Raw genomic sequence first — 25,540 nt, 5'->3', positions numbered from 1 at the left:
CGAACGAATATTTGTATCTAGTTGTCTAGTTATGTGTTACCCTTAAACTATAATGCCATTTACCGCATATTCTCTCTTGACAGCTGTTTTTAGGTAGATGAGAAGATGAAAACGATTGGTTGGTGATTTCTATGAATCCCGTTAGAGAGTTAAGTCAATTGTTTATCGATGGCGAACAAAGTCTTTCTTGGAACTACTTAAACAGCATGATTGAATCAGACACCACCAGTACTCAAGTGTATGCTTTTCTATCAGACACTATGGATAATGTCGGAGAAATGTGGGAAATGAATCGTGCAACTGTCGCAGATGAATATGTAGCAGCAACTGTCTGCAAATCAATGATATCCAGTTATTACCATTTAAAAGTCGAACAACTACATAAAGAACCCTATATACTCTCACCTGCTACAATGAAACCGCGTGTTATGCTGCTTTCAATGAGGAATGAAGAACATACGATAGGAATGATGATGACTTCTTTCTTATTTAAAGAATATGGCTGGGAAGCTAGCTGTATAGAGTCAACCGTTTCAATGGAGAATATTTGCCAATATGCTGAGAAGTGGAAGCCGGATGTGATTGCTTTCTCTACTAGTGTAATCACCAACATTCCTACTGTTATTCAATATATGGCTGTTTTGCAAAAGCTGAATTATTCACCCACGATTATGCTTGGAGGAAAACTGACAAGTGATTTTGATCTCGATTTTTACTGCCCGCCCAACACCGTGGTGATTCAAAACATAGACCAGCTCGGCAGCTGGATTGAAAAATCTAACTCAAGGAATGATCGCCATGGAAATGCAATTAATCGCAAGTAAATATGACAAAATACCATTTCCTTATTTTCTGGTCGATCGAAAGCTTAAGATCGTATCAGTTTCAAAATGCACGTTTAATATTTTTGATGAGGAAAGCCACTTCCTGGATATTGTGGGAATTGGAAGCAAGAAAAAAGCAGCTAAGTTCATTTTGGACACGCCGTCCATTACGAAAATTGAGCTGAATTTAAAAACGAAATCAAATCCTATGACATTATTTGACGTATATATTCAATATGAGGGCAAAAACTTTATTCATATTTTTTGCATCGATAAAGAAGAAAGTGTGGATCAGATTTATCAGGCTGTTAAAACGCTTGAAGGTGATTTGCTATATGCAAACCTTAATTTGCTTGAAAAGCAGGAGCAGCTCGAGAAATCGCTGCAGCAGATGAAGGAAATTGCCATAAAGCAGGACAGCCTGGCAACGGTCAGTCAAATTGCTGCAAGCATCGCCCATGAAATCCGCAATCCGCTTACAAGTGTGAAGGGATTTCTGCAGCTGTTAAAACCTCATTTAATCGAAATCGGAAAAGGACACTATGCTGATGTTGCATTAGAAGAATTAAACCGGGCAAACGATATCATCTATGAGTTTTTAAATAACTCAAAAGAGAAAAACGAAGACATACAGCCTATTTTGCTTCGAAAACTGATAAATGACATCATATTGATATGTAAGAGCGAAGCGATTTTGTCAAATTGCGAGCTTGCATATACTGTCAATGATCCAGACCTAATGATTACAGTTGATATAAAGCAAATGAAGCAAGTACTGCTGAACATTGTCAAAAATGCGATGGAAGCCATCCATATCAGTCATCAAAAAGATAATGGAATCATTTCGATTACAACCAGGATCGAAGATGGTCATGTCGTTATCCAAATTACTGACAACGGCATAGGAATGGGAAAGGAAACAGTAGATTCTCTTTTTAAACCATTCTTTACAACTAAGGAACAAGGAACCGGCATAGGACTTGCAGTTTGTTTTGAAATCATTAAGTCGAATAATGGCAGAATTGAAGTGGCAAGCGAAGAGGGGATCGGGTCCGCCTTCAGCATTTCTTTGCCCATTCACATATAGGTCGAAAGCTGGATTGAGTCATTCAATCCGGCTTTTTTTGTGCGACTAAATCAGTATTAATTATGGCATAAATGATCCTGAAAATGAAGCTGAAAATACTAAAAATCTCATTTATGAGCAATCATTCACGAATCAAATATCTCAGATAAGTGAAGAGATAAATTGAATGTCATAGACATGTTCTTAAAATTTTTCATTCGATTTAAAAAAAGTAAAATGACATAAATAATTTAAGTTTAAAAGCGTATACTAAATAAAAAAAGGAGTTATGCTCATGTACTTTGCTAAAAAGGGTGCTGAAGAACCCGTTACAATTATTGAAGACACAACAGTATACGCTTGTGAATCGGAAGCTTGTAATGGCTGGATGAGAAAAGATTTTTCCACGGAAGATATGTCCTGTCCAATGTGCGGAAGTCAGATGACAGAAGAAGTGCGTGAGCTGCCGCAAATAAAAATGGACTACAATCCTTTCAGTAAATAAATCAATGGCTGCCGAATTAATCGGCAGCCTTAAGACTTGTTCTGTATGTAATCCATAAAGCAAGAATGAAGATAAGTTCAAACGCGTTTGTAGCAGCTGAACTGGGTATTGGAAGAGAAATGGCACTGCCAGTGAGCATGATGACGACGCCGATCAGCATAATCGGCCATTTCGTTTTTCTCCAAATGCTGAAGCCGGCAGCAAGAAGATACACAATTAAAACCAAAACCATAATTGGGGGACCTGAGCTGTGTGCAGATGAGTAGCGCAGGACACCATATTCATAGACAGGTATTAAAGTCAGAGGAAGCGTTTCTGTCACGATTTCAATCATCATCAGCACTAAAGTAAGAACAAGAGCAAAATAATAGGAAAAGCGCGATGTGGCCCACTTCACCCCGAACCTATTTGCCATATACCAGCCAAAAAGAACAAGAGCAGGTGTGAACAGGGCATGAGTCCAAAAACGGATCAGGCTGATTGATTTTAACTGCTGACCTTCTCCAATAAATGCACCTGATGCAATAATCGCATTATCAATGATCAATCCAAGGGTAACAAGAAGTAAAATCATTCCTGGGACAGATGCCTTTCTTCTTAATAAGAAAATTCCAATTACAACTAACAGGATGTAAGCAAGCGTAAAGATTAAGTATAAAATTGTGTCCATCAATGACACCTCCTCAATCAAGCTTAATTCAAGGAGGCCGTTATCCGCAAATAGGAACATCTATTGACAAATGCAGTAAAATCATATAAAATAATCAAGCAGTATTGCATTTAAATTCACTATTTATAAAGAGTCATCACGCAAAGGGTACTTTTTATAATTGGTGAATTTTTTTCTTCCAGTTAATAACGTTTATGATTTTTCTAAAAATGTTTCATCCTATTTATTAAACAGAACCTGAGAGGAGAGTCATGAATGTATAGAAAAAAACCAGAAGATATCGTCACAGAGGAAACGAAGGTATGGATCTGCACATCTGAGGACTGCAAGGGCTGGGTTCGCGACAACTTCAAAAGCAGCGAAAGCGAAACACCGGTTTGTCCGCTCTGCAAAAGCGAAATGAAGGCTAGCACAAAAGTGCTGGAGGTTATAAATAATCATAAAAAGTACTAAAAAAACTCTATTTTAGAGTTTTTTTTATTTATACAAAACTCGATTTTAACTCGGGCTATAGCCAATCTAACTCCGCGCATGTAAAATTGGAGTACAGTCATTTTTCAGGAGGGATATCATTTTGTTAGAACAAGCGAAAGAGCATTTGCAGCACTATTTTGGATATTCATCATTCCGTCCGGGACAGGAAGAAATTATCAGCAATGTTTTAAATGGAAATCATTCAGCAGGCATAATGCCGACTGGAGGAGGGAAGTCAATATGCTATCAGATTCCTGCTCTCCTATTTTCTGGTATAACCCTTGTCATTTCTCCGCTTATTTCACTTATGAAAGATCAGGTGGACTCTCTTGATCAGGCAGGAATCCCTGCGACTTTCCTCAATAGCACACTTTCTCAAACAGAAACCAGCGCAAGACTGTTAGATTTAGAAGCAGGTAATTATCGAATTTTATATGTTGCTCCTGAAAGATTGGAATCAGCCTTATTTTTAGAGCAGCTTCAAAGAATGAATATTTCGATGGTAGCCGTTGATGAAGCTCACTGCATTTCACAATGGGGTCATGATTTTCGCCCAAGCTATTTAAGAATTAAAGATTTAAAAACAGAACTTAATTCAAATCCCGTTTTTCTTGCATTGACAGCTACAGCGACTCCAATTGTTAAAGAAGATATATGCACATCTCTTGGAATACAAGAGCAATATACTACTGTAACTGGATTTGAGCGCGGGAATTTATCATTCAATGTAAGCAAAGGTGAAAACAGATACGACTTTATTGAAAGATACATAGCTAAAAACAGCACCGAGTCCGGAATCATATACGCTGCTACAAGAAAAGAAGCAGACCACATTTATGAACGCCTTATTAAAAAAGGAATTCTGGCAGGAAGATATCACGGGGGAATGAGTGATGTGCAGCGCGGGCTGCAGCAAGACCTGTTCTTGAGGGATGATATCCTTGTAATGGTTGCTACTAATGCATTCGGGATGGGAATTGATAAATCAAATGTCAGATATGTCATTCACTATCAGCTTCCTAAAAATATGGAAAGCTACTACCAGGAGGCGGGAAGAGCGGGAAGAGATGGTTTAGACAGTGAATGTTTTCTGCTATATTCCCCGCAGGATATTCGATTGCAGCGTTATTTAATCGAACAATCCACCTTCCAGAAAGAAAGACAGCAGGCAGAGCTTGTTAAACTGCATCAAATGCGCGATTATTGTCATACGGAAGGGTGTCTTCAAGCATTTATTCTGAATTATTTTGGTGACAGTGAAGCTGAGCGGTGCGGCAAATGCAGCAATTGCATGGACGAGCGCACGCATGAGGATGTTACGAAAGAAGCGCAAATGGTGCTCTCATGTATGATCAGAATGGGGCAAAGATTCGGTAAAACCATGATCAGCCAGGTGCTGACGGGTTCTTCAAACAAAAAAGTGATCGATTTTAAATTTAATGAGCTTTCCACTTATGGCATTTTAAAACATCAGACAGCAAAAGAAGTCAGCGAATTTATTGATTTTTTGACATCTGAGCAATATATTTCAATAACTGGCGGGCAATTTCCCGTTCTTGTAGTTGAAGAAAAGGGACTCGATGTCCTGAAGGGCAATGCAGAAGTTCTCAGAAAGGAAAAAATGCGGATAGTTGAATCGGCAGCGAATGACGAGCTGTTCATGCAGCTTAAAGAGCTGAGAAAACAGCTTGCAACAGAGGAAAATGTACCTCCGTTCGTGATTTTCTCAGATAAATCTCTGCAGGATATGAGTGCCAGAATGCCGAAGACAATCGAAGAATTTCTTGCCGTTCAAGGGGTCGGAGAAGCCAAACAGCAAAGGTATGGGGAAATCTTTGTGGACAAAATAACCGCCTATATGAATGAGAACCCTACTATTGAACAGTCTGCTCAAACGATGATTCCAGTGAAAAAAGAGCGAAAAGAATCATCTCATTTGGACACGCTGAAGTTATACAAAGATGGTTTGAATGTAAAAGAAATGGCTGAAAAAAGGAATTTGTCCGTGATCACCATCGAAAATCATTTGCTGCGCTGTGCCAAAGAGGGACTGGCTATTGATTTTGCGGATTGGATTCCAGCCGAATATGAAAAGCAAATTGAAGAAGCTATCCGCACACATGGGTATGGTCTGCTGAAGCCATTAAAAGAAAGCCTTCCTGATGAGGTGACTTATTTCATGATTAAAGCGGCAATTGTAAAAAGAGAGCTTGTTCACTAAACAGGGTTAAAAATGATCAAAAATAAGAAGTCCAGCTGGAATTCCAGCTGGACTTTATTGTTAGGGGAGGTACAGAATAATTTGGCGAATTCTTATCTGTCTGTCGGAGCTAACCGGGCGATTCCGCTTTTCTCATTGTCCAGCTCCACCTCCTAGTCCCTCGGCCAGTCGGTTCCGCTTTTCTTGTTGTCCAGCTCCATCGCCCAACTCCTCGGCCAGAACGGCTCATCCAGCAAAGGCAAAAAGCGCCTTCACTGGCTGATCCTTATCTGTCTGTCGGAGCTAAACAATTTGATTCCGCATTTACACAGTGTCCAGCTCCACCTCCTAGTCCCTCGGCCAGAACGAATCCGCCAGTAAAGGCAAAAAGCGCCTTTACTGGCGGATTCTTATCTGTCTGTCGGGCCTGACCAGTCGGTTCCGCTTTTCTTGTTGTCCAGCTCCATCGCCCAACTCCTCGGCCAGAACGGCTCATCCAGCAAAGGCAAAAAGCGCCTTCACTGGCTGATCCTTATCTGTCTGTCGGAGCTAAACGGGGCGATTCCACATTTCGTATTACTCATAACTGTTCTCAAGTTCTTCCACCAGCATGCCGACGTAGGCGACGGCTTTTGAGATTGCTTCTGGATTTGTCATATCAACGCCTGCATCTTTCAATAAATCTACTGGTTTTTTTGTTCCTCCGGCTTTTAATACGCTGATCCAGCGGTCTACTGCAGGTTTTCCTTCTTCTTCAATCATTTGTGAAACTAAGGTTGAAGCGGTCAGTCCTGCTGAATAAGTGTAAGGATAGAGCCCCATATAATAATGCGGCTGTCTCATCCATGTTAATGATGCTCCCTCATCCAATGTCACCGCATCACCCCAGAAAGAGGAGAGCACACTCCCTTTAAGATCACAAAGCATTTTTGCTGTAATCGGCTGGCCCTTTTCGGCTGCTTCATATACGCGGCGCTGGAATTCGCCTTCAAGCAAATGGGTAACAAAGTTATGGTAGTACGTTCCGAGGAGCTGCAGGATGACCCAGCGTCTCATTCGTTTGTCCTGTGTTTTTTTAAGCAAATGCCTGCCAAGCAGCATTTCGTTTAATGTTGAAGGAGCTTCAACAAAGTAAGTGGACGGTCTCGTATTCATTATGCGCTGATTTTTATTTGCCAAATAGAAATGTCCGGCATGGCCAAGTTCATGCGCGAGGACAAAGGCGCCTCTCATCGTATCCTGCCATGTAATTAGAATATATGGATGCACACCGTAAGGACTAGAGCAGAAGGCACCTGTTGATTTTCCAACATTATCCGCCAGATCAACCCAGCGGTCTGCTAACGCTTTTTTCATGATTTGCAGATATTCGGGCCCCATAACTTCTAGCGCTTCGACAATAACATTCCCGGCTTCAGTGTAGGTTGTTTTAGGATTAAATTGTGTATCAAGCGGAGCCTTTAAATCACAAAAATGCATTTCATCAAGCTTCAGGACTCTTTTTTTCAAGGCAGCAAACCGCCTCATGTGGGGCGCAAGTTCCTTTTGGATAATATCCAGCTGATTATGGTACATTTCTTTTGTTACATGCTGCGGCTTCAGCAGCATGTCTGTTACTGAATCATACTTTCGTAAGCGTGATAGTGTGACCTGTTTTTTTACCTCAGTGGCATAGGCGGATGCAAAAGTATTTTTATATTTTTTTAGTGTTTCTGTAAAAGACTCGTATGCTTTTCTCCTTACAAATGTATTCGGCGTAAATTCATAGCGGTCTTCATAGAGAGCAAATGAATTTGGCAGAACATTGCCGCTTTCGTCCTCAATTGCCTCAAAATCCATATCAGCAGATTTACTAGTTTGATAGATTCGGTAAGGTGAACCGTGGACTTCCCCGAGGGCTGCTAATACTTCTTCTGTTTCTTCTGACAGCTGATGAGCTTTTGCCTGAAGCAAATCATTCAGTTTTCTGCTGAATGCCTCTAATCCGCTTTGCTCTTTTATGTATGCATCAATTGTTCCATCGGGAAGAGACAATAGTTCAGATTCTATAAAAGATAAATCTGCATTTGCTTTTGAAAGAATGGCGGCAAATCTGGAGTAATTTCCTTGATGCTCGGGATTTGTACCATCTGCAGATTGAAGAAGACTAATGTATGTTCCCGTTCTCACCAATTTTTTTGACAAATTTTCTTCAGCTTGAAGGCAATCTAATAGAGAATCCGCTCCGTCTCCGAGCTTTCCTTTGAATTTTCTTATTTGGGCTGCATCCCGTTCAATAGATGTTAGTTCTGACTCCCAATCTTGCCGAGATTCAAACAAATCTTCCAGATTCCATGTCAGTTCTTCAGGTACTTCATTTCGATTTAAACGTTTTTCAATCGTTTTTTCCAATGGACAATCCCTCCAAAACGAATATTGGTCTTTCGTGTTCCTAAGTAATTATACAACTTGAGAGAAAATATGAACAGATTATTCTAAATTATTAAAATTCATTCATACTTTTCAAATAATAGGTTTAATAAATAGAAAGAGCAGGGTATGTATGGAGTATGACATTAATCAAACAGGAGGATTTATACAATGACAATCTATAACACAAACCAAAATAATACACTGGGATCACAACCGGCACCAACAGAAATTTCTAAGACTGAGACAAGCATTGCGAAAAAAGGCGCAGATAAAAATAACAGCAAGCTGGTAAAGGGCATGTTAGTAGGAGCAGTCGTAGGCGGACTGGTTACTCTGTTTGACCGCAAAACCCGCAATCAAGTGAAAGACTCAGCTGTCAGTTTGAAAGATTCATCAGTGGATGTCTTCACACAAGTAAAAGAAAACCCAGGTGAAGTCAAAAATCAAATGGTTTCCCAATTTAAAAGTGCAGCAGATTCTTTAAAGGATGCTATTAATGAAGCAAAAAACCTGTATGACCGTTTAAATGAAGATGTGATGGATAACGTGAATGATGTTGTCCAAATTTCAAATGATACACTCTCAACAGCTAAAGATGCACAAAAGGATTTAGCCTCGATTGGGTCTAAAGTAAAAGAAGCAAGCACGGAATTAACTGGCGGAACTGATACAAATCGTTCTTCATCTAACAAAGCACCCGAAACACCAACAACTCATACATCAATTCCAGGCAGCAATGTCGGGAAATTCTAATAGAGAAGGGAGCGGACTAAATGTCTGCTCTTTTTTTGTGTTTATTTTAGGCTCTTTCCGTAAACTTTGTAGCTTTTAGATTAAATGTTTATACCCTTAAGTGGATTGCAGCGGAAGGAACTTGACTCCTGCGGGAAATAGAGCAAAATGGGAGACCCCACAGGCAACGCCGAGGAGGCTCCCATGCTCCCCGCGGAAAGCAAGTTCCTGGAGCGGAAAGGAACGGACAACATTTTTAATCGGAAACAACAATCTATACGAACACAGCCTTATTTTAAGGCTCTATTTGTAACGTTTATTGCTTTTTAGAAGAATGTTTGACTGCAGCGGAGAGCAACGGGTGAATGAATGTATAACCAACAACAATCAATGCGAAAAGAGCCTTTTTTAAAAGAATAGCAATCTTTTAATAGGGTTTAGTATATAAACAGCTTATAAAAAAGAAAAGTCGGAACTATATGATAAAATAATAGATATTTTATTGAAAGCAGGGATAAGCATGTATTTACCATCTTTTAATCTTGAAAACAAACTCGCGGTTATAACAGGTGCAGGACGGGGAATTGGAAGAGCATTGGCGATTGGTTACGCAGAAGCAGGAGCAGACGTTGTGCTGCTTTCCAGAACAGAAGCAGATCTTCTTGAGGCTGCGGACAAAGTAAAAGCACTGGGCCGAAAAGCTTATCCAATTGTAACAGATATCACGGATAAAGCCAGTATGAATCAGGCATTCGAGCAAATAAAGGACAACAATCTCTCCATGGATATATTAATCAATAATGCCGGAATGAATATCCGGTCAAAAGCGTTTGATGTAACAGAGGAAGAATGGGAAAAGATCATGAATACCAACTTGAAATCTGCTTTTTTTATGTCCCAGCTGGCAGGAGAGATGATGAAGCAGCAGGGTAGTGGCGGCAGAATCATTAATATTTCTTCTGTAGCGGGACAAACCGCATTGCGTACTGGGGTCGTCTATGCCCAGACAAAAGCGGCGATGATTCAAATGACAAAGGTGCTGGCCTTTGAATGGGGGCAGCATAATATTGCCGTCAACTCTATTGGTCCCTGGTATTTTGAAACACCGCTTACCGAAAAAATACTCAGCGATGAAAAATATGTAGCAGATATTTTAGCTGTTACTCCTTTAAAAAGAATCGGCCAGCTTCCTGAGCTAGTCGGACCGGCTGTTTTTTTAGGGTCTGATGCTGCAAGCTACATTACTGGCCAAACGTTATTTGTTGATGGAGGAATGACAATTCAGGGATTTTAAAAAGCTCTTTTCGTAAATATTTTTGCTATTAACCAAAAATTAAAACCTTAAGTTGAGCGAAAAGGAACGGACATCATTGATCATGAAAAACAACAATCTATGCAGAAACAGCCAAAAAGAGTGAAGAGATGCAATTTCTTATAAAAAGCAAGCCAGTTATTCCAAATAAGCAGAAAATGCCGAAATACATATGATTTCAAAGGATGATGACTTTATTTTAGAACCTTTGTCGACTTGCAGGAATCCGCTTATGCCCGCCTCGAATGGTATAGCAACAAAAAATTAGAAAAGGCGGGGTTTTAAATGGGGAAAACATTAAATATATCAAAGGTTGCATCATTGCTTGGGGAATCTTCTTATATCTTGAAAATGTGGGAACTGGAATTCTCAGCATTCCTTGAAATCGAGAGAGATCATAAAAATGCACGTGTGTATTCACCGGAAAATATTGAGATGCTCCGTAAAATCAAGCACTTAAAAGACAGTCAGCTTGATCATGAAACGATTGTCCAGATGCTGAATATGAACGGTAAATCAGAGGCTGCTGCTTCAAAGGCTGATCCTGACATTGACCTCTCAGCTAAGAAAAATATAAAAGTTGCGCTCGAGGAAATCTTTAATTTAATTGAAGAAAAAGGAAAACAGGATATTTCGATTTTGGAGCTGAAAATGGATCAGCTGGAGCTCACCCTGATAGATGAAATGAAAAGAACGGTTAAGCAGGAGTTAAATGTGCATTCTAAAACCCAGCTGAATACTGCGAAAGGTCAATTCACAGCGCTTCAGAATAGGATCAATGAACAATCTAAAATTCAGCTGAGTGCGGTAAAGGGACAATTTTCATCCCTGCACAATAAGATCAATGAACAATCTAACGCAGAGCGGAGTGCCGCTGAAGGACAATTCAGAGCACTTCATGATAAGCTTGATGTGATCCATGAAACGTCAAGCAGTGAAAGGGATATGTATCAAGAAGAAATCAGATACGAGCGGGAGCTTGCGAAGAAACATATTGAAATCCGCGAGCAAAAATTTCTTGCGTTTGTTCAGCAGCATCAGAAAACAAGAGATGACAGAGCTGACCGCAAATATGGCCTTTCAATGCTGAAGCAGTTCATGGGATTCGCTAAATAATAACGTGCCGGAGGCTATCCAATGAACTCAAAATTGATTAATCATTTTCTATCACACCGAGCTGTTACTTTGGAGTTGATTTCAAAAATGCAGCATGATAACCCGGAATTTAAACCTGCAGAAACATCCATGACAACAGAAAAACTAATTACTCACATGCTGACTTCGATGTACAAATTTACTGCTGTAGTAAAAGCTGGAAATGCACAGCCTCTCATGCAGGAAGCTGAAATAGCGGAGACAAACTTGCTGAAACTTGCTGAGGCTTATACTGAAAAAACGGTGCAGATCCTAGAATCTCTAACAGATGAAGATTTAAATCAAGTCATTGATCTAAAGGATGTATTTGGTTTCAGTGTTCCCGGGTCCGCTCTCATTAAAATGGGCATTGAACATGAAGTGAATCATAAAGGAAATCTTTTTGTTTATGCCCGTATACTGGGACACACGGATCTTCCTATGTATGTTAAGAAAAGCTGAAAGAAAGCCTGCTGATGATAAGTCAGCAGGCTTTTTTTGTTTTTGTAAGAAGATGCCTGGTATTGACATCCTCTTTCTTTTTAAAAAGCAAAGGTATATACTGATGATATGAAAAGGAGGTGAATGCAGCAGATGATCATTGAAATCACCCATGATTTAACCCCATATTTGTCGCTGCTTAGCTTATTCTTTACCGTAGCAGCCATGTTTGCTTTCGGCTACTTGCTGAATCAGTCCTTTAAGAAACATCCGTTATTAAAAACAGTTTTGGAAAAAGAGCAGGATAGCCAATTATCCTCTCAGCGGATGCAAAATGAAACAAATGCCATCTTTTTATGGATGACCAAACAAATGAGACGGTACGATTCAGGTGATGATGTACCATCCACAATCCTTCTTGGAAGTTTAGCTCAAAATGGAAAACACCAAGGAGGATTTATATGGAAAAGAAAAGCTGCATTCATTTCACGGAAAACATTACTTGCACTCACAGGTATTACGCTGCTGATTTTACTGAGCGGCTGTCAGCAGGCAAATGGAAACATTCAGGACATTACAGGTCAGACTCCAGGTTTTTTTAATCACTATTTTGTGTATCCTTTCTCAGTATTGCTTACAACGTTTGCAGACTGGTTTCAAGGAAGCTATGGATTCTCAATAATCCTTGTCACTCTGATGATCCGGTTTGTTTTGCTTCCGTTTGCATTAAAACAGTCAAAAGACCAAATGCAAATGAAAGGCAAGATGGCTGGTGCACAGCCGGAATTAAAAGCGCTGCAGGAAAAAATGAAAAAAGCAAAAGATGCAGAGACAAAATCAAAACTTCAACAGGAAACGATGAAGATTTATCAAAAGCATAATATTAATCCGCTGGCTGCAATTGGAGGGTGCTTGCCTCTGCTTATCCAGCTGCCTTTCTTAACAGGATTTTATTACGCTATTCAAAGAACACCTGAAATCGCGGAGCATTCATTTTTATGGTTCAATCTTGGCAGTCCTGATCTAACATTGACCCTTTTAGCTGCCGGAATCTATTATATACAGTCCAGAGTTACATTAATCGGTCTTGAAGAGTCGCAAAGAAAGCAAATGGCCATGTTCAGCTATCTGTCACCAATCATGATTGGAGTATTTTCTCTGACAGCCCCTGCAGCATTGCCGCTTTATTGGACGATCGGCGGAATCTTTGTCATCCTTCAAACCTTGCTGACAAAGAAACTGTTTCAGGCAGAATCAACTTCATTATCAGTGGCTAAATCATAACAGCCAAGGCCAATTCCAAGCGAATTGGCCTTTTTTGCTGCTTAAAAAAGGAATTGCTGTATCTCAGGCAGAATGTAATACATGACATAGATGAAAATTATTAAAGGAGTTAACCAGATGAAAGCAGATGTATTTCAACAAACAATCACAAAAATAATAGATGTTAATCTGTCCTACCTTTTAAAACTGCCAGCAGGATATGAGAATGAAACGGGAGAGGCACCGCTCGTTTTGTTTCTGCACGGAGCTGGGGAACGCGGCACAGATCCTGAGCTTGTAAAAACAATTGGTCTGCCGGATGTTGTTGAAAAAGGAACCTTTCCGTTCATTTTTCTTGCACCGCAATGTCCAATTTCCACTGCAAGGAGATCGAATTGGATTATGGAATTAGATGGAGTGGCTTCACTTCTTAAAGAGGTTATAAAAACGCATCGTGTAGATATGAAACGCATCTATTTAACAGGGATGAGCATGGGAGCTTACGGGGCTTTTGAGCTTGCATCAAGGATGCCTGATCTATTTGCTGCGCTTGCACCGATTTGCGGAGGAGGCTGCCCTGAAAAAGCAGAGCGGCTAAAGGATATTCCAACATGGATCTTTCATGGGGAAAGAGATGATGTCATCCCAATCAGAGAAAGTCTGGATATGGTGAATGCTATCGAAGCTGCGGGAGGAAATGTAAAGTTTACTTCGTATCCTGAAGCAGGACATGATTCATGGACAGATGCCTACAATGATCCTGAGTTTTTTGAATGGCTTTTAAAGCAAAAAAAATAAATAAAAAAGGAGACGCTGTAAAAACAGTCGTCTCCTTGCGTTTTGAGGCGAAAAACCACATGACCACATTCATGTGTGCGGAAAACCGCGCGTTCTTCGACTTACACAAATCAGCTCATCGCTCTAGTAATATACCATTTATATCATCTGTACACAAGCTTTTTTTATTAAAATATAGACTGATTGGAGGTAAAGCTTTATGAATTTAAAAAAATTCACGAAAGATTTTAAAGAATTCTCATTGGAACATGGCTGGAAAATTGTCATGCATAAAGACCATGAGCTTTTCAGAAGCAAGGATAAATATGCGATTATTGATGCCGAAGATGATGTGCTCTTAAAGTTTTACCTTGAAAATGAGGATGTAGTCTGTTTTAAAAAAACCATCTGGAATTTGGACTGCAAGATAAATAGCGCTACAAAAGTAATTACCGTTTTTAATGAACCGGAAGTTTTTGATGAATAGTATTTATTCAATTTTAGGTAATATTTACAGAAGCTGAAAATTCGTTGATCCTTTTTAAAAGGATCTTCTCGTATACTTTATTGCTTTTAGACTAAATGATGTAAATCTTAGTTGTGCGGAAAGAAACGGTCAACATTTTTATCAAAACAACAATCTAAGTGATAACAGTCTTATAAATACGAATTATGTTGACAAGCTCATGTCTTAGATGTTTAAATTATCTATAAATTAATGGAACGTAACGTTGATGGGAAGCATAGTAATCTTATTGTCACTGTTTTAGAGAGCTGATGGTTGGTGGAAATCAGTACATACAAAAAAGATGAATTTCGGTCCCTGAGTTTTAATTTCGACCTAATGGAAGGGATTAACGGATTGTCCCGATAAAGACTTCAGAGCCGGAGGATAGATCGTATTCTCAACTAGGGTGGTACCGCGATGAAAAGTCGCCCCTATATTTCATAGGGGCGGCTTTTTTGCGTTTTCATTAAAATTGACAGAATTTATGAGAGGTGCAAAATGAAAGAAAATCAGCAATGGTCTTCAAAACTGGGATTTATTTTGGCTGCAGCGGGATCTGCAATCGGGCTTGGAGCGATTTGGAAGTTTCCATATATCGCAGGTGTGAGCGGAGGGGGAGCATTCTTTTTTATTTTCCTGCTATTTACGCTATTGCTTGGGCTGCCTTTATTGCTGGCAGAATTTGCAATCGGCAGAAGCACCCAAAAGGATGCGATTGAATCCTACAGAGAGATTGCTCCGGGTACAAAATGGTTTTCAATTGGTTACCTGGGGATGATTACTTGTTTTATCTTGCTCTCTTTTTATAGTGTCATCGGCGGCTGGATCATTCTGTATTTAGTTAAAACGCTGACAGGAGAGTTAAACGGACTGAATCAGCAGCAGTTCGGGGAATTATTCGGAGCTACAATCTCAAACCCGATGCTGAGTGTCGGAGCTCATCTTGTATTTATGATCATTACGATTGCAGTTGTGGCAAAAGGTGTTCAAAAAGGGATTGAACGCACAAGCAAATTTATGATGCCGGTCTTGTTTCTTTTATTTATAGTGTTAATTTTCCGTTCTCTTACACTAGAAGGCGCAATGGAAGGCGTGCAATTTCTTTTTCAGCCTGATTTTTCAAAATTAACGTCTGAAACAGTTCTCGCTGCTCTGGGACAATCCTTTTTTACTCTCAGTGTAGGTGTTTCTGTTATGGTGACCTACAGCTCATACTTGCCGAAAGAATCAAATTTGCCTCAATCGGCGATATCGATTGTAGGCATGAATATTTTTATCGTCGTTCTGGCCGGATTAGCTATTTTCCCGGCAGTCTTTTCTTTCGGACTAAAGCCAGATGCGGGCCCTGTGTTATTATTCAACGTCTTGCCGACCGTATTTAATCAAATGGCATTTGGTATGGTATTCTTTGTTGCCTTCCTTCTGCTTTTCTTATTCGCATCATTAACTTCCGCATTTTCTATGCTTGAAATTATTGTATCTGTGATTTCTAAGGGAAATCCTGATAAACGAATCAAATGGTCCTGGGTCATCGGATTAATCATATTCGCAGTTGGAGTGCCATCTGCCTTATCATTTGGAATCTGGAGTGACGTAAGTATTTTCGGAAAATCAATTTTTGATGCAGCCGATTATTTAGTCAGCAACATTCTCATGCCCGTCGGCGCTCTGCTTATTTCTATCTTTGTTCCTTTAAAAATAAAAAAATCCATGCTTTACTCAGAACTTTCTAACGGTTCGTCTTTATCTAAAGGACTTTTTAACACTTGGTTCTTTTTAATGAGATATGTAGCTCCAATCGCTATTTTCCTTGTTTTGCTGGATGTGTTAGGGGTTTGGAAACTGTTGTCCCGTTAAATTAACTCTATCCGGCCGCACCCTCCATATGTTAAAATTGGTAAAATTCAGAATAAGGGGGAGTCGTCTTGGATCACTTATCATTATTTATCATCATGTCGCTGTTATTAATCTTATTGCCGGGACCTGATACAGCCGTTGCTACCAAAAACACAATCGCAAGCGGCAGAGCAGGTGGTATGAAAACTGTACTTGGTACTTTGACAGCCCTTTTAATTCATACGTTTGCAGCTGTGTTAGGGTTATCAGCACTTATTGTCAAATCAGCTTTTCTCTTTTCCATCCTGAAGTACGCGGGTGCTTGCTATCTGATTTTCTTGGGACTTAAATCTTTATGGACCATAAATAAACAGGCCAGCCTCCAAGACCATGAAGAGCAAAAGTCTGATTCAAAGCGGATCAACTGTTACAGGCAGGGATTTTTGACAAATCTCCTAAACCCTAAGGTGGCTGTTTTCTTTTTAACCTTTTTGCCGCAATTTTTGGTGCCTGGATCGAATACATTTACACAGTTTATGATCATGGGATTAACATACACAATTCTTACTTTTATTTGGTTTATTATTTATATTTACTTGATCCATCAGTTGAGTGCCTTCATGAAAAAGCCTGCTGTGCAAAAGTGGATGGAAGGCATTACTGGAGCAGTACTCATTGGATTCGGGATTAAATTAGCATTTGAGAGAAAATAATCAGATAAAAGAATAATATGTTTCTATTTAGTAGAACCCGTTTTATGCGGGTTCTTTTTTCTTTTCCATAAACTCACATAATTATTTGGTTGGAAAGGAATATTAATCCATGACTAAAACGAAATTGAGGGACGCACTATGTCTAAAGCTGCTTCTTGTGAGATAGACGAGTCACTTGAAAAAAATATGACTGCGATTAAAGAAAAGCTTGGCAACAGCACTGATTTGCAATTCAAAGAGGCCGGGAATCATGGTTTTACCTTTTTAATTGTATATATCAGCGGAATTATTGACAGTGATCAGCTGGAGGAGTCAATCCTGCCTTCCTTAGCTTCCTTTGACAGCGGTAAAGCACATTCAGAGAACCTTATTGATGTTCTTTTTAAGAATGTGCTTACAGTTAAAGAGACAAGAAAAGTGAATGAGATGAATCAAGTAATCAGTGAATTACTTATGGGAAATACCGTAATACTTGCAGAAGGGTACAGATGCTGTATCGCTGCAGGGACAAAAAAATTTCCTGAGCGAAGCATAACAAGCCCCAAAGCTCAAAGAACATTAAAAGGACCGGACATTGGATTTAATGAAGAAATTTCGTCAAATACTGCACTGATTAGAAAGATTATTAGAGATCCTTCACTCCGGATCGAAAGTCCTGAAAATTTGAACTCCACTACCAAAGTATCTATTGTTTATATGGAAGGAAAAGCTGATAAGGAAATTTTAAAAGAGCTGCAGGAAAAGCTTTCAAAAATTAAAATGGATGTCATTCTTGATTCTAATTATCTTGAAGAGACGCTGACAAGCTCATCTAGCGCTGTCTTTCCGCTGACTTTATCGACGGATCGTCCTGATGTGGCATGCAGTGAGATTTTAGAAGGCAGAATCGCTCTCATTGTTGATGGAACGCCATTTGTTGTCACGCTTCCAACTGTCTTTGTGCAGTTATTTCAATCACCGGATGATTATTACTTTCCTGCAAAAAAGATTTTCCTGAAAAGGCTCTTCAGAATTTTTGTGTATTGCTTTGCTGTTATTCTTCCAGCCTTATATATCGCTTTTACCATCTATCATCCCGGACTGATCCCGACTAATTTGCTCGTGGGGATTGTGACTCAGCGGGAGCTTGTTCCTGCACCGACAGTCGTAGAAGTGATTGCTTTTTACTTTCTCATTTTAATCATTACAGAGAGCTCCTTGAGGCTGCCGCAATCTGTCGTGTTTACCGTTACTGTTTTTGCAGCCATCGTACTTGGACAATCAGCTGTTGAAGCCTACTTGGTTCAGCCGATGACATTAATCGTATTAAGCGCTTCGTATATTTTTTCCAGCATTATTCCTATTTACACTTTGGCACCTGTTTCCCAGAGATTGACCATTATTTTTATGTTTCTTGCTTCAATACTCGGTTTTTTTGGAATTATTGCAGGCATCCTTTATTATTTGCTCCAGCTTTCTTCATCAAGGTCTTTTGGTGTTCCTTATTTTACACCTATTGCACCATTTAAGCTTGAGGATCAAAAGGATGCAGCCATCCGGATACCGATTAACGAGATTCTTGACAATAAAAAGACATTTACTAAAGAGGAAGAAGACCGCCTGAAAAATGAATGAGGGAGGGTCCCATGAAGAAAAGGCTATGGACATCTTTATTTTTTATCATTCTCACTCTTGGTGGAAGTGTGTTAGTTTCAAAAAATGTAGAAGATACTCTAGTCAAATCCATTGCAATTGTTTCGGCGGTAGGCATAGACAAAGGCGAAGATGGCTATTTTGTGACGCTTCAGGTCATTAATCCAACATCGAACCCTGATACAGCCGGGGATGAGCCTGGAACGACCATCTACCAGCATTCTGGCAAGACAATTTCACAGGCTATGCGGAATATTTCAAACACAGTATCAAGAAAAATATTTCTTGATAGCGCGGAACTTATTCTGATCGGCGAAGAACTTGCAAAAGAGGAGGGCATAAGGGAATCGCTCAGTTTTTTTCTGACAGAACCTGAAACTTCATCAAACATCAAATTATTAATCACAAAAGGCTTTCCAGCCAATACTATCTTGAAAATAGTCACTCCTGTGCAGAAGGTATCCTCCCATAGAATGAAGGAAATTCTCTACAATAATGAATTAAATCTCGGGACAGCCATTAATGAGTACCCTAACAAAGTGATGAATTCTCTGCTCAGGGATATTAAGCAGACGGTAATTCCTTATATTAGCTTCGAAGGAGATCCAGAAATTGGAACAACGAAAGAAAACACGGCAAATCCTGAACCGGCTGTAAAACTGATTATTGACGGTATGGCTTACTTTAAAAAGGATAAATTAGCTGGTTTTTTGGAAAGGGAGCAAAGCAAAACCTACAATGCTTTCACAAACAGCATCAAAAAAACAATTGTTGAAACGACTTGCGGGGAAGAAGATGATGGGTACTTTGCTGTTAATATACGGAAGGCTAAAACGAAAATAAAAACGACTTACAAAGATGGCAAGCCGGCATTTCATGTTAAGCATAAAGTAAAGGGGGAAGTATTTGAAAGTACGTGCAAACAGAATGTAATTGAAGATTTGCAGGTGGAGGCTGAAAAGAGCATTAAAAGCGAATTTAGAAAGCTGATCACTAAAAGCCAGGCGGAAAATACAGACTTTATTGGGTTTTTAAAAGAAGTGTATTTAAAAGATCCGTTCAAATTCGATGATGTCAGCAAGCAGTGGGAGCAAATATATCCTTCTGTTCCTGTAACCCTGGACATCGATATGACTATAACAAATATTGGAGATGTGAGTGAAGTTCCATAAAATTATAAATGTTTTTCAAAGGATGATAGGATGATGAAACAACAAATAACCCCCTTTCAGGTTTTTTCTCTTATGACGCTGTTTCTTCTCGGAAGTACGGTTGTTGTCGGACTTGGACTTGATGCAGAGGAAGAGGCCTGGCTTGTTAACCTTATCGCAATGATAATTGGGATCGGTATTTACTATTTCTATAATTGGATGCTTCGAATAGATGAAAAAAAACGTCCCTTTTCTGAACTTTTGAAGGTCTGTCTTGGAAAATGGGGAGGCAAAACCGTCATGGCGCTGTATTCCGTTTATTTTCTGTATATTGGCATGAGAGTCGTGAAGGACTTTGAGTTTTTTATCAGTTCCATTCTTTTTTACAACATTCATGTTTGGGTAATCGGACTTGTTTTCGTTCTTTTAGCGGGATATGCATGCATCTTGGGATTAGAGGCGATTGCGAGGACTTCCGAACTTCTGCTGTTTGGAAGTATTCTGCTGATTGCGCTTACAACTCTTATAACGGTTCTCACTCCTCTTTACGAATGGACAAATATTTTACCGCTTATAAAATCAGACTGGAAAACTGTTGTAAGCTCTATCTTTCCAGCTAGCATTACCTTTCCTTTTGGAGAGCTGGTTGTTTTTCTCATGATTTTTCCTGCCGTGAACAATCAAAGCTATCTGGTTAAAAAAGGGTGGATGGCTGTTGTCTTCAGCGGCTTGATCATTATCACAGTAACAGAGACAATTATCGGCATGCTCGGGGCCAAAATGGCCACATTCTTTTCCTTTCCGCTCATTAAATCCATTGAAATGATCAATTTGCTCGATTTTTTCCAGCACATTGAGATTCTCTCTGTCATTTTATTCTTCTTTGTCGGATTTGTAAAAGTTGTGCTGTTTTTTTATGCGGCCATTAAGGGTCTATCAGAGCTTATGCCAAAAGTAAATATAACTTATATTACATACGGATCAGTCACTGCTGGATTTATCTCATCGTTTTTCATGGCTGAAAACATTAATGAACATATCAAAATCGGACTTGAAATTGTTCCTCTGTACATCCACCTGCCATTTCAGTTTGGCATTCCTATTATCCTTATCTTCATTTTGTTAGTAAAAACTAAGGTGCTGAAAAAGAAAACGGCTGTTTAATGGTTGCAAAATCATTGCCAGAAGAGTACACTTTGAATCATAAAATAAAATAATGAAATCGGGAGCTTGTGGAATCAGGCTGAGAGTACGGCTAACTGCCGAAGACCGAATGAACCTGTTGGATAATGCCAGCGCAGGGATGTGATTCAGGGATACATATGAGCACTTTGCCGCGGCAGAGTGCTCTTTATTTTTTGGGAGGGGAAAACATGATACAAGCGAAAACGATTGCAGCGGCTTTAGAAAAACTAAGAACAGAAAAACCTCTGGTGCACAATATTACAAATGTGGTAGTAACAAATTTTACAGCAAATGGCCTTTTGGCAATCGGAGCATCCCCGGTCATGGCTTATGCAAAAGAAGAAGTGGCTGATATGGCTGAAATTGCAGGCGCACTCGTATTAAATATTGGTACTCTAAATGAAGAAAATGTAGAAGCGATGCTGATTGCAGGAAAATCTGCAAATAAGCATAAAGTGCCCGTTATTTTTGATCCGGTTGGGGCAGGGGCAACGCCGTACCGGACTGTGACGTCACAAAAAATCGTTAAGGAACTGGATATTACTGTACTTAGAGGAAATGCTGCTGAAGTTGCAAATGTAGTCGGTGAGAACTGGGCGATAAAAGGAGTCGACTCCGGTGACGGTGAGGGTGATTTAATTGCGCTTGCTGTAAAAGCTGCAAAGCAGTTAGACACGATTGCGGTGATTACAGGAAAACAGGACATTGTTTCAGATGGTGAAACAACCTTTATTTGCAAAAATGGCCATTCTCTTTTGACAAAAGTAACGGGTGCAGGGTGTTTGTTAACCTCTGTTATCGGCGCATTTTGTGCAGTTGAAAAAGACTATGTTCTTGCTTCAGCCGCAGCACTCGCGGTATATGGGATTGCAGCGGAACTTGCAGCAGAAGAAATTGAATATCAAAGCCCAGGCAGCTTTCAAATCGAGCTTTTGAATAATCTTTATCATATATCAGCAGAAGACATTAAAAAACGATCATTGCTAGAGGAGGTTAACCATGTCAATCTCTAAAGCACTTACGATTGCAGGCTCTGACAGCGGCGGTGGAGCAGGAATTCAGGCAGATTTAAAAACGTTTCAAGAATTAAATGTGTATGGAATGTCTGCCCTTACAGCGGTAACCGCACAAAACACGCTTGGTGTTCATGGGGTATTTCCGTTAACAGCGGACGCGGTTGTGCAGCAGATTGAAGCGATTGGCTCAGATCTTGGAGCTGACGCTATAAAAACAGGGATGCTCTTTAATAGTGAAATTATAGAGGCAGTCTCTGAACAAATGAAAAAATTTAATTGGAGCAGAGTGATTGTAGATCCCGTTATGATCGCAAAGGGCGGGGCATCTCTTTTGCAGGATGAAGCAGTCGAAGCAATGAAAAAACATTTACTTCCGCTTGCTTTGATTGTTACACCCAACATTCCAGAAGCTGAAGTGCTGACAGGTATGAAAATTCATACTCTCGATGATCGCCGGACTGCAGCTGAAATACTGCACTCTTTAGGCGTCAAGAATGTTGTCATTAAGGGCGGGCATGCTGAAAACGAAAACCATTTAGTGGATTTATTATATGATGGAACTGAGTTCAGTTATTTTTCAAGTAATCGCATTGAGACAAAAAATACGCACGGTACGGGATGTACATTTGCTGCAGCAATTACAGCTGAAATGGCTAAAGGAAACACAGTCTATCATTCAGTCGAAACCGCCGTGTCATTTATTCAGGAAGCGATCAAAGAAGATCTTGAAATAGGACAGGGGCACGGACCGACAAATCATTGGGCTTACCAGCAGAAAAAGAGGAGACCTTTGCATGTGGAATGAGGAATTGCGTTCAAAACTACAACTGTATTTTATCGTGGGAAGCACAAACTGTAAGGAAGATCCTGAAAAAGTCCTCCTGGAAGCCATAAATGGAGGCATTACGATGTTTCAGTTCAGGGAAAAAGGAGCAGGCGCTCTTACAGGATCTGAAAAAGTGAACCTGGCTCAGAAACTGCAGAATCTATGCAAAGAGCATGCCATTCCATTTATCGTAAACGATGACATAGAACTCGCTCTTGCTTTGAACGCGGATGGGGTTCATATCGGACAGAATGATGAAGATGCAAGTACAGTCAGAAAGAAATTAGGGGAAGGAAAAATAGTAGGTGTCTCAGCCCATACGCTTATGGAAGTAAAGAGGGCTATTGCTGATGGAGCCGATTATATCGGGGCTGGACCCATTTATCCGACATTTACAAAGACAGACGCTGAACCTGTAAAAGGAACCTCTCTGATCGAAGAAGTAAGGAAAAGCGGTTTAAGGATTCCAATTGTTGGAATTGGCGGAATTAATGAAGGCAATGCTAAAGCGGTAATAGAAGCAGGTGCAGATGGAGTATCTGTTATTACTGCAATCAGTCTTGCGGCAGATGTGTTTGAAAGTTCTTCTGTATTGAAGAAAGCAGTTGCTGGAATATCAGAGTAATAGAAAACGTGCAAATCATTCTCAAGATTTGCACGTTTTTTGTTTGTTAATTTTTTTAAACTTTGATGTTGACTAGAATGGTAAATCGTTTAAAAAGGATTAAAAGAAAAAGCATAGAATAAAGAGAGGAAGATTTTTTTAAAATATGCATCAATAATATTATTATGTAAAGTGGAGCGGATAAAATGATTAAGCACTTAAACCATAAAGAGTACAGCACAGCAGAAAAAATTCTGGGAATACAAATCCCTGCTTACCTAATTGAAGCAGAAATAATCGGGTTCAGAGATATCCCCCAGCTTAAAGAAACCTCAGATGACATTGCCGCTTCAACAGAAACCTTTATTGGCTGCATGATGGATAATGAAATTCGCGGAGTACTGTCTTATGAAAGGGAAGAAGAATCTCTCAATATTTGCAGACTAGTGGTTCATCCTGACTTTTTTCGATTAGGGATTGCTTCAACTCTGCTTGATTATCTATTAAAAAAGAATTTGAATAAAAGAGTGACAGTATCTACTGGATCAAAGAATCTCCCCGCAATAGCACTTTATCAATCTTTTGGTTTTGAAAAAACAAAAGAAATTGAAGTAGCTCCCGGAGTAAGGATAACATTGCTTCAAAACGGAAGAACAGATTAAATTCTGTTCTCTTTTTTTGTGAGAATATGTAAATAAACCATAGGTATGATGTTCTAGAATGAATGCTTTACTTTAAAGAATGCATAGGCAGGAATGACTGATTTTTCAGAAGTCATTGACATTGATAATCATTTTCAATTAAGATTCATGTGTATTCATAATAAACTAATGCAATCTAGATGATTGCTAATTTTTTTAAATGAGAATGAGAATTATTTTCAAATAAGAAAGGTGATTAATTATGCTAACGAATGAGTTTTACTTAAGCAGCCAGCGCAAGAGAGAATCGAATGCTAGGTCTTATCCGCGCAGAATTCCAATCGCGATCAGTGAGGCAGAAGGGATTTATGTGAAAGATGTTGAGAATAAAACCTACATAGATTGTTTGGCAGGGGCAGGCACTCTGGCACTTGGACACAATCATCCGGTTGTGATCGAAGCAATGGAAAATGTGATAAAAGGCAAGCGTCCGCTTCATACGCTCGATCTTACTACACCAATGAAAGAGGAGTTCGTTGAGGAACTGTTCGACGCTCTACCGAAAAAATTTGCAGAAAATGCGAAAATCCAATTTTGCGGTCCTTCAGGCTCTGATGCGATAGAAGCGGCAATGAAACTTGTAAAAACAGCAACTGGCAGAGGCGGCATGCTATCCTTCCAGGGCGGTTATCACGGAATGACAAATGGTTCGCTTAGTCTAATGGGCAATCTTGGACCGAAAAGTAAAATATCCAATTTAATGTCTGACGTTCACTTTCTGCCATATCCCTATTCGTACCGCTGTCCGTTTGGCATAGGAGGAGACGAGGGTGCAGCAATCGGTTCCACTTTTATAGACCGCACTCTGAACGATCCGGAATCGGGTATTGTGAAACCTGCGGGTATGGTCATGGAAATCGTGCAAGGGGAAGGCGGCACCATTCCAGCTCCTGATGAATGGGTAAGACAAGTACGAAAGATTTCAAATGAACAGCAAATTCCTCTCATCATCGATGAAGTCCAGACTGGCTTTGGCCGCACTGGAAAAATGTTTGCCTTTGAACATGCTGACATCAACCCTGATGTTGTTGTTCTTTCAAAAGCAATCGGAGGAACACTGCCTTTAGCGGTTGTTGTTTATCATAAAGATCTTGATCAATGGGAACCGGGAGCACATTCAGGCACTTTCCGCGGGAATCAGATTGCGATTGCTGCAGGAACAGCCACAATGAAATTTATTAAGCAGGAAAAGCTTGATGAACAGGCAGCACTGCTTGGCGATTTCTTAATGCTGCGCTTAAAACAAATGAAGCAAGAAGTATCGTCTATTGGAGATGTTCGGGGATTAGGACTGATGGTAGGCGCTGAAATTGTAGATAAAACCGCAGCTGCAGATGCCATTGGGAGTTATCCTGCGCATCCGAAGCTCGCGAAGCTTATCCAGCAAGAATGCTTTAAACGAGGGCTTATCCTTGAGCTTGGGGGGCGCTTTGGCAGTGTGGTCCGTTTCTTGCCGCCGCTGATCATTTCAAGAGAACAGCTTGACACGGTATGTGATATATTCTTCGAATCCGTTAAAGCGGCAGAAAGAACGCTCAGCCCAAGTTTAGTTTAGGAT

Annotated in this window: 24 protein-coding genes and 1 other annotated feature; of the genes, 22 read left to right on the top strand and 2 right to left on the bottom strand. The window is 39.9% G+C overall.

All coding sequences use genetic code 11. The features are described 5' to 3' along the window. Positions 1-131: 131 nt before the first annotated feature. The 3 genes from AC3ISE_RS11430 (at position 132) to AC3ISE_RS11420 (ending at position 2,395) form a co-directional block, all read left to right on the top strand. On the top strand, positions 132-824 hold the full coding sequence (locus AC3ISE_RS11430) for a cobalamin B12-binding domain-containing protein (RefSeq protein WP_489221049.1): 693 nt from the start codon (positions 132-134) through the stop codon (positions 822-824). Further along, positions 799-1,911: an ATP-binding protein gene (locus AC3ISE_RS11425; protein ID WP_489221048.1), complete on the top strand. Its 1,113-nt coding sequence runs from the start codon at positions 799-801 to the stop codon at positions 1,909-1,911. Before AC3ISE_RS11430 ends, AC3ISE_RS11425 begins: the two co-directional genes overlap by 26 nt. A 274-nt stretch (positions 1,912-2,185) precedes the next feature. After that, positions 2,186-2,395, top strand: a complete 210-nt coding sequence (locus AC3ISE_RS11420; RefSeq protein WP_133310782.1) for a cold-inducible protein YdjO-related protein — start codon at positions 2,186-2,188, stop codon at positions 2,393-2,395. Positions 2,396-2,411: 16 nt separating this feature from the next. On the opposite strand, the gene AC3ISE_RS11415 is transcribed toward AC3ISE_RS11420, so the two are convergent. Beyond that, positions 2,412-3,065, bottom strand: coding sequence for a hypothetical protein (locus AC3ISE_RS11415; RefSeq protein ID WP_489221047.1), 654 nt, complete (start codon positions 3,063-3,065; stop codon positions 2,412-2,414). Positions 3,066-3,320: 255 nt separating this feature from the next. On the opposite strand from AC3ISE_RS11415, the gene AC3ISE_RS11410 reads away from it, so the two are divergent. Further along, a complete protein-coding gene (locus AC3ISE_RS11410) occupies positions 3,321-3,518 on the top strand; it encodes a cold-inducible protein YdjO-related protein (protein ID WP_070875891.1) in 198 nt (65 codons plus the stop codon). Positions 3,519-3,639: 121 nt separating this feature from the next. Beyond that, entirely contained in the window at positions 3,640-5,760 is a 2,121-nt protein-coding gene (gene recQ / locus AC3ISE_RS11405) for a DNA helicase RecQ (RefSeq protein ID WP_489221046.1), read from the top strand. A gap of 555 nt (positions 5,761-6,315) precedes the next feature. Here the strand turns inward: recQ and pepF are convergent. Continuing rightward, complete coding sequence (gene pepF / locus AC3ISE_RS11400; protein WP_489221045.1) at positions 6,316-8,130, bottom strand: oligoendopeptidase F; 1,815 nt, start codon at positions 8,128-8,130, stop codon at positions 6,316-6,318. A gap of 189 nt (positions 8,131-8,319) precedes the next feature. Between pepF and AC3ISE_RS11395 the strand changes: the two genes are divergently transcribed. The 17 genes from AC3ISE_RS11395 (at position 8,320) to AC3ISE_RS11315 (ending at position 25,537) form a co-directional block, all read left to right on the top strand. Further along, entirely contained in the window at positions 8,320-8,904 is a 585-nt protein-coding gene (locus AC3ISE_RS11395; protein WP_489221044.1) for a YtxH domain-containing protein, read from the top strand. A 499-nt stretch (positions 8,905-9,403) separates the two neighbouring features. Continuing rightward, complete coding sequence (locus AC3ISE_RS11390) at positions 9,404-10,177, top strand: SDR family NAD(P)-dependent oxidoreductase (RefSeq protein ID WP_489221043.1); 774 nt, start codon at positions 9,404-9,406, stop codon at positions 10,175-10,177. Positions 10,178-10,480: 303 nt separating this feature from the next. Next, positions 10,481-11,311 carry a helix-turn-helix domain-containing protein gene (locus tag AC3ISE_RS11385; protein WP_489221042.1) on the top strand — a complete coding sequence of 277 codons (831 nt, stop codon included), beginning with the start codon at positions 10,481-10,483 and terminating at the stop codon, positions 11,309-11,311. A 21-nt stretch (positions 11,312-11,332) separates the two neighbouring features. Then, positions 11,333-11,791 carry a DinB family protein gene (locus tag AC3ISE_RS11380; RefSeq protein WP_489221041.1) on the top strand — a complete coding sequence of 153 codons (459 nt, stop codon included), beginning with the start codon at positions 11,333-11,335 and terminating at the stop codon, positions 11,789-11,791. 123 nt (positions 11,792-11,914) lie between these two features. After that, positions 11,915-13,054: a membrane protein insertase YidC gene (gene yidC / locus AC3ISE_RS11375; protein WP_489221040.1), complete on the top strand. Its 1,140-nt coding sequence runs from the start codon at positions 11,915-11,917 to the stop codon at positions 13,052-13,054. 117 nt (positions 13,055-13,171) lie between these two features. Continuing rightward, positions 13,172-13,831, top strand: a complete 660-nt coding sequence (locus AC3ISE_RS11370) for a carboxylesterase family protein (RefSeq protein ID WP_489221039.1) — start codon at positions 13,172-13,174, stop codon at positions 13,829-13,831. Between the two features lie 199 nt (positions 13,832-14,030). Further along, entirely contained in the window at positions 14,031-14,297 is a 267-nt protein-coding gene (locus AC3ISE_RS11365; RefSeq protein ID WP_070877517.1) for a hypothetical protein, read from the top strand. Positions 14,298-14,532: 235 nt separating this feature from the next. After that, positions 14,533-14,754, top strand: a binding site (T-box leader). Positions 14,755-14,816: 62 nt separating this feature from the next. Beyond that, positions 14,817-16,175: a sodium-dependent transporter gene (locus tag AC3ISE_RS11360; protein WP_489221038.1), complete on the top strand. Its 1,359-nt coding sequence runs from the start codon at positions 14,817-14,819 to the stop codon at positions 16,173-16,175. 95 nt (positions 16,176-16,270) lie between these two features. Continuing rightward, positions 16,271-16,867 (top strand): LysE family translocator, encoded by a 597-nt coding sequence (locus tag AC3ISE_RS11355; RefSeq protein ID WP_489224319.1) that lies wholly within the window; start codon positions 16,271-16,273, stop codon positions 16,865-16,867. 138 nt (positions 16,868-17,005) lie between these two features. Further along, a complete protein-coding gene (locus tag AC3ISE_RS11350; RefSeq protein WP_489221037.1) occupies positions 17,006-18,481 on the top strand; it encodes a spore germination protein in 1,476 nt (491 codons plus the stop codon). Between the two features lie 11 nt (positions 18,482-18,492). Further along, on the top strand, positions 18,493-19,671 hold the full coding sequence (locus AC3ISE_RS11345; RefSeq protein ID WP_489221036.1) for a Ger(x)C family spore germination protein: 1,179 nt from the start codon (positions 18,493-18,495) through the stop codon (positions 19,669-19,671). A gap of 30 nt (positions 19,672-19,701) precedes the next feature. After that, entirely contained in the window at positions 19,702-20,814 is a 1,113-nt protein-coding gene (locus AC3ISE_RS11340; protein WP_489221035.1) for a GerAB/ArcD/ProY family transporter, read from the top strand. 209 nt (positions 20,815-21,023) lie between these two features. After that, complete coding sequence (gene thiM / locus AC3ISE_RS11335) at positions 21,024-21,848, top strand: hydroxyethylthiazole kinase (protein WP_489221034.1); 825 nt, start codon at positions 21,024-21,026, stop codon at positions 21,846-21,848. Continuing rightward, the gene (thiD, locus tag AC3ISE_RS11330; protein WP_489221033.1) at positions 21,835-22,656 is read left to right on the top strand and encodes a bifunctional hydroxymethylpyrimidine kinase/phosphomethylpyrimidine kinase; all 822 of its coding nucleotides are present in this window, start codon (positions 21,835-21,837) and stop codon (positions 22,654-22,656) included. Before thiM ends, thiD begins: the two co-directional genes overlap by 14 nt. Beyond that, on the top strand, positions 22,646-23,302 hold the full coding sequence (gene thiE, locus AC3ISE_RS11325; RefSeq protein ID WP_489221032.1) for a thiamine phosphate synthase: 657 nt from the start codon (positions 22,646-22,648) through the stop codon (positions 23,300-23,302). The genes thiD and thiE overlap by 11 nt, the downstream gene beginning before the upstream one ends. Positions 23,303-23,487: 185 nt before the next feature. Beyond that, entirely contained in the window at positions 23,488-23,943 is a 456-nt protein-coding gene (locus AC3ISE_RS11320) for a GNAT family N-acetyltransferase (protein WP_489221031.1), read from the top strand. A gap of 241 nt (positions 23,944-24,184) precedes the next feature. Next, entirely contained in the window at positions 24,185-25,537 is a 1,353-nt protein-coding gene (locus AC3ISE_RS11315) for an aspartate aminotransferase family protein (protein WP_489221030.1), read from the top strand. The last annotated feature ends 3 nt before the right edge of the window (positions 25,538-25,540 follow it).

It is taken from the genome of Metabacillus sp. KH_069 (genome assembly GCF_057838075.1).
The sequence above is the reverse complement of the archived record's forward strand: the minus strand, read 5'-3'. Positions and strand labels throughout refer to the sequence as shown.

What these genes read in the sequence shown, in the direction of transcription:
- AC3ISE_RS11430 (WP_489221049.1), top strand. Translation starts at nt 132, where the DNA reads ATGAATCCCGTTAGAGAGTTAAGTCAATTGTTTATCGATGGCGAACAA.
- AC3ISE_RS11425 (WP_489221048.1), top strand. Translation starts at nt 799, where the DNA reads ATGGAAATGCAATTAATCGCAAGTAAATATGACAAAATACCATTTCCT.
- AC3ISE_RS11420 (WP_133310782.1), top strand. Translation starts at nt 2,186, where the DNA reads ATGTACTTTGCTAAAAAGGGTGCTGAAGAACCCGTTACAATTATTGAA.
- AC3ISE_RS11415 (WP_489221047.1), bottom strand. Translation starts at nt 3,065, where the DNA reads ATGGACACAATTTTATACTTAATCTTTACGCTTGCTTACATCCTGTTA.
- AC3ISE_RS11410 (WP_070875891.1), top strand. Translation starts at nt 3,321, where the DNA reads ATGTATAGAAAAAAACCAGAAGATATCGTCACAGAGGAAACGAAGGTA.
- AC3ISE_RS11395 (WP_489221044.1), top strand. Translation starts at nt 8,320, where the DNA reads ATGACAATCTATAACACAAACCAAAATAATACACTGGGATCACAACCG.
- AC3ISE_RS11390 (WP_489221043.1), top strand. Translation starts at nt 9,404, where the DNA reads ATGTATTTACCATCTTTTAATCTTGAAAACAAACTCGCGGTTATAACA.
- AC3ISE_RS11385 (WP_489221042.1), top strand. Translation starts at nt 10,481, where the DNA reads ATGGGGAAAACATTAAATATATCAAAGGTTGCATCATTGCTTGGGGAA.
- AC3ISE_RS11380 (WP_489221041.1), top strand. Translation starts at nt 11,333, where the DNA reads ATGAACTCAAAATTGATTAATCATTTTCTATCACACCGAGCTGTTACT.
- yidC (WP_489221040.1), top strand. Translation starts at nt 11,915, where the DNA reads ATGCAGCAGATGATCATTGAAATCACCCATGATTTAACCCCATATTTG.
- AC3ISE_RS11370 (WP_489221039.1), top strand. Translation starts at nt 13,172, where the DNA reads ATGAAAGCAGATGTATTTCAACAAACAATCACAAAAATAATAGATGTT.
- AC3ISE_RS11365 (WP_070877517.1), top strand. Translation starts at nt 14,031, where the DNA reads ATGAATTTAAAAAAATTCACGAAAGATTTTAAAGAATTCTCATTGGAA.
- AC3ISE_RS11360 (WP_489221038.1), top strand. Translation starts at nt 14,817, where the DNA reads ATGAAAGAAAATCAGCAATGGTCTTCAAAACTGGGATTTATTTTGGCT.
- AC3ISE_RS11355 (WP_489224319.1), top strand. Translation starts at nt 16,271, where the DNA reads ATGTCGCTGTTATTAATCTTATTGCCGGGACCTGATACAGCCGTTGCT.
- AC3ISE_RS11350 (WP_489221037.1), top strand. Translation starts at nt 17,006, where the DNA reads ATGTCTAAAGCTGCTTCTTGTGAGATAGACGAGTCACTTGAAAAAAAT.
- AC3ISE_RS11345 (WP_489221036.1), top strand. Translation starts at nt 18,493, where the DNA reads ATGAAGAAAAGGCTATGGACATCTTTATTTTTTATCATTCTCACTCTT.
- AC3ISE_RS11340 (WP_489221035.1), top strand. Translation starts at nt 19,702, where the DNA reads ATGATGAAACAACAAATAACCCCCTTTCAGGTTTTTTCTCTTATGACG.
- thiM (WP_489221034.1), top strand. Translation starts at nt 21,024, where the DNA reads ATGATACAAGCGAAAACGATTGCAGCGGCTTTAGAAAAACTAAGAACA.
- thiD (WP_489221033.1), top strand. Translation starts at nt 21,835, where the DNA reads ATGTCAATCTCTAAAGCACTTACGATTGCAGGCTCTGACAGCGGCGGT.
- thiE (WP_489221032.1), top strand. Translation starts at nt 22,646, where the DNA reads ATGTGGAATGAGGAATTGCGTTCAAAACTACAACTGTATTTTATCGTG.
- AC3ISE_RS11320 (WP_489221031.1), top strand. Translation starts at nt 23,488, where the DNA reads ATGATTAAGCACTTAAACCATAAAGAGTACAGCACAGCAGAAAAAATT.
- AC3ISE_RS11315 (WP_489221030.1), top strand. Translation starts at nt 24,185, where the DNA reads ATGCTAACGAATGAGTTTTACTTAAGCAGCCAGCGCAAGAGAGAATCG.